Origin of the sequence: Streptomyces laculatispora (assembly GCF_017353455.1) — a bacterium.
GTDB lineage: Bacteria > Actinomycetota > Actinomycetes > Streptomycetales > Streptomycetaceae > Streptomyces > Streptomyces laculatispora.
Window position 1 is genome coordinate 1 of sequence record NZ_JAFMPZ010000260.1, and the last position, 3,454, is coordinate 3,454.

Sequence of the window (3,454 nt, forward strand, 5' to 3'; positions counted from 1 at the left end):
ATCTGGGTGGTGTGGGCCGTGCCGGGCGGCGGCCACCACGGCCCACACCACCCAGATCACGCCGAGCAGCCCCCGTACCCAGGCGGGGCTCAGCGGGATCCAGGGGATCATGAACACACCCTTGTCCAGCGCGTCGAGCAGCGTGAGCGCGCCCAGCACCACCGTGGTCCAGCCCAGCGCCGGCCGCTCCCGCCGCAGCACCAGCCCGATGCCCGTCCACCAGAGCCCGGTCAGCAGCAGCGCGACGGCGGGCAGGTACGAGGAGGCGAGCCCCGTGGTCGACCCGGCCACGTCCAGTCCGAGGCCGATGAGACCGAGGACCGAGGCCGCCGTGGCGAGCCTGCTCGATCGCAGCCTGCGCCACCACAGCACGCCGCCGACCAGCACGAGCACCACCGCGATGCCCAGGGCCGCCTGCAACTCGATGCGCTCGATCCCGCGTGCGCCGTACCAGTCGCAGCCGGCCGGCAGCCGGCGCGCCTGCACGTTGTAGTCGGCGCAGACCAGCAGTTGGGCGAGCTTGACGGGTTCGCCCACCAGCCGGTCGGTGCTGCCGGTGACCGCGCCGCGTTCGTCGCCGCAGGCGGGCAGCGAGCGGGGCGTGGAGGCCTTGGTGTCCGACTGCCAGCAGTTGCCGTCGCCCTGGCCGTCCCACCACACGTCGGTGCGGTTGGGCCGCGGGTTGCCGGCCTTGTCGGTGCCGAGGTGGTTGTTGGCGTACCGGTTGTGGTGCGAGGTGTCGGTCTGCTTGCCGAGGGCGTCCTCGCCGCGGATGAAGGCGGGTACGGCGCTCAGGAAGAAGGCGGCGCGCTGCTGCCCGTAGACCCAGTTGTTCTCGTAGATGTTCCAGTTGCCGCCCGCGGTGATGATGCCGCTGCCCGGCGGCAGGGAGATCTGCGGGCAGACCACCCCGTTCTCGTACCCGCGCTCGACCGGCGGCTTGGCGCAGGTGCCGTCGGCGACGTACCGGTAGTAGTCGGCGTTGTTGTCGTGGATCAGATTGCGCTCGAAGCGGGCGTGGTTCTGCGGCAGCCCGGGGTGGCCGGGGAAGGCGCTGTCCATCGAGGCGCCACCCATGTTGTGGTCGAACTCGTTGTCGTGGACGTAGACGGAGTCACCCGCGGTGCCGGAGTAGCCGACCATGTTGTGGTGGCTGTGGCAGCCGGTGATCTCGATCGAGTAGCGCGGGACCTTGTAGCCGTAGGCGTCGTTGATGTTCGACGCGCTGCCGGGGTAGATGCCGGAGTCGCCGTTCCCGTACGACTCGCAGTTCTTGTAGAGGCCGTGGTCGCTGGCGAAGGTCAGGAAGCCGTACTCGTCGTTCCAGCGGGTCAGCACGTCGTCGATGACGAAGCCGTCCTGGGCCAGGATGTACAGCGAGTTGAAGGTGGTGCGCTGGGCGGTGAAGTTCTTGAAGTAGACGCCGTCGGAGCCGTCCGCCCGGATCGCGTTGAGCTTGCGGTACTTGGCGTCGATGACGACGTCCGTGCGCTCGGCGCCGGTGCCCTCGATCTGGAGGTCCTTCTTGCCGAGGATCGCCACCAGGTTCTGGTTGTGCGGGCACTTCGCCTGCTGGGCGTAGCTCAGGATCTGGTATCCGAGCTGGGAGTTGGGGGCCTTCAGCCTGGTGCACTCCCCCGTCGGGGCCGGCAGTGAGGGCTCCTCCTCGTAGAGGCCCGGCAGGATCGCGATGTTCTTACCGGGCGCGGTGACCGCGTCGACGGCCTGCTGCAGGTGGCGGTAGCCGGACTTCTGGCACCGGTCGAAGAGCGTCAGGTTCCTGGACCGCAGGGCGTCGGGGAAGCCCGATATCCGGTGCTCGAAGTCGGCCCGGTCGCTCTTGCAGACCAGGAGATCCGGCTCGCCGGCGCGGTGCACGGGAACGCTGCCGGTTCCGTCGGGCAGGGTGACCGGCCGTTCCTCGTGTGCCTGGGCAGCCGGGGCCGCGAGGAGGGCGGCGGCGAGCGCCGCCAGGATCACCAGAAGTTTTCGTGTCCACGACATGCACCGGAGAGTAGAGCATTGTTCAGCTTTTGAAACCCCCCGTGCACCACGAATGCCGTTGACTCACCTCCTTTTGATTCCTACGGTTACCCATAGGATTCCGTCGGCACCGGGAGCACACATGAGCGGCATCGAGCAGGCGAGGAAGACGGCACAAGGGCTGGAGCATTCCGCCGGCTTCGGCAATCAGCACAGCTCGGAGGCGGTGTCGGGGGCGCTGCCGCACGGCCGCAACTCGCCGCAGCGCGCGCCCCTGGGGCTCTACGCGGAGCAGCTGAGCGGCTCGGCCTTCACCGAGCCGCGCGCCCACAACCGCCGCTCGTGGCTCTACCGGATCCACCCCTCCGCGGCCCACCCGCCGTTCCTCCGGATCGACAACGGGGCCGTCCGCACCGCGCCGTTCACCGAATCCGTCCCCGATCCCAACCGGCTGCGCTGGGACCCGCTCCCGGAGCCCGCGCCCGGTACGGACTTCCTGTCCGGCCTGTGGACGCTGGGAGGCAACGGCGACGCGGCACAGCGCAGCGGCATGGCCGTGCACCTCTACCACGCCAACGCCGCGATGACGGACCGGGTGTTCAGCGACAGCGACGGCGAGCTGCTGATCGTCCCCGGGCACGGCGGCCTCCTGCTGCGCACCGAACTCGGCCTGCTGCGCGCCGAACCGGGCCATGTCGCGCTGATCCCGCGCGGCGTCCGCTTCCGGGTCGAGCTGCTCGACGCCACCGCGCGCGGCTACGTCTGCGAGAACTACGGCCAGCCCTTCGTCCTGCCCGAACTGGGCCCGATCGGTGCCAACGGCCTCGCCAACGCACGGGACTTCCTCGCCCCGGTCGCCGCGTACGAGGACGTGGAGCGGCCGGTCGAGGTGGTCAACAAGTTCTGCGGCAACCTCTGGTCGGCGACGTACGACCACTCGCCGCTCGATGTGGTCGCCTGGCACGGCAACCACACCCCGTACGTCTACGACCTGCACCGGTTCAATGTCATCGGCTCGATCAGCTACGACCACCCGGACCCGTCGATCTTCACGGTGCTGACCTCGCCGTCGGACACCCCCGGTCTGGCCGGGGTCGACTTCGTGGTGTTCGCCCCGCGCTGGCTGGTGGGCGAGGACACCTTCCGGCCGCCGTACTTCCATCGCAACGTGATGAGCGAGTACATGGGCCTGATCGAGGGCGCGTACGACGCGAAGACGGCCGGCAAGGGGGGCTTCGTGCCCGGCGGCGGCTCACTGCACAACATGATGTCGGCGCACGGACCGGACCGGGAGACCTTCGACCGGGCGAGCTCGGCGGAGCTGAAGCCGCAGAAGATCGACGACGGCCTGGCCTTCATGTTCGAGACCCGCTGGCCCGTCACGGCGACCGGGCAGGCCGCGACCGCCGGCCATCTCCAGCACGGCTACGACGACGTGTGGCAGGGTCTGAGCCGCAACTTCAGGCCGTAA

General features: G+C 69.5%; 2 protein-coding genes. One reads left to right on the top strand and one right to left on the bottom strand.

Features of this window, described 5'->3' with window-relative positions; translation table 11 throughout:
* The coding region (locus J1C73_RS14515) for a right-handed parallel beta-helix repeat-containing protein (RefSeq protein ID WP_207316740.1) at nucleotides 1–2,004 on the bottom strand (2,004 nt) is incomplete at its 3' end.
* A gap of 121 nt (nucleotides 2,005–2,125) precedes the next feature.
* Between J1C73_RS14515 and hmgA the strand changes: the two genes are divergently transcribed.
* The gene (hmgA, locus tag J1C73_RS14520) at nucleotides 2,126–3,454 is read left to right on the top strand and encodes a homogentisate 1,2-dioxygenase (RefSeq protein WP_207316741.1); all 1,329 of its coding nucleotides are present in this window, start codon (nucleotides 2,126–2,128) and stop codon (nucleotides 3,452–3,454) included.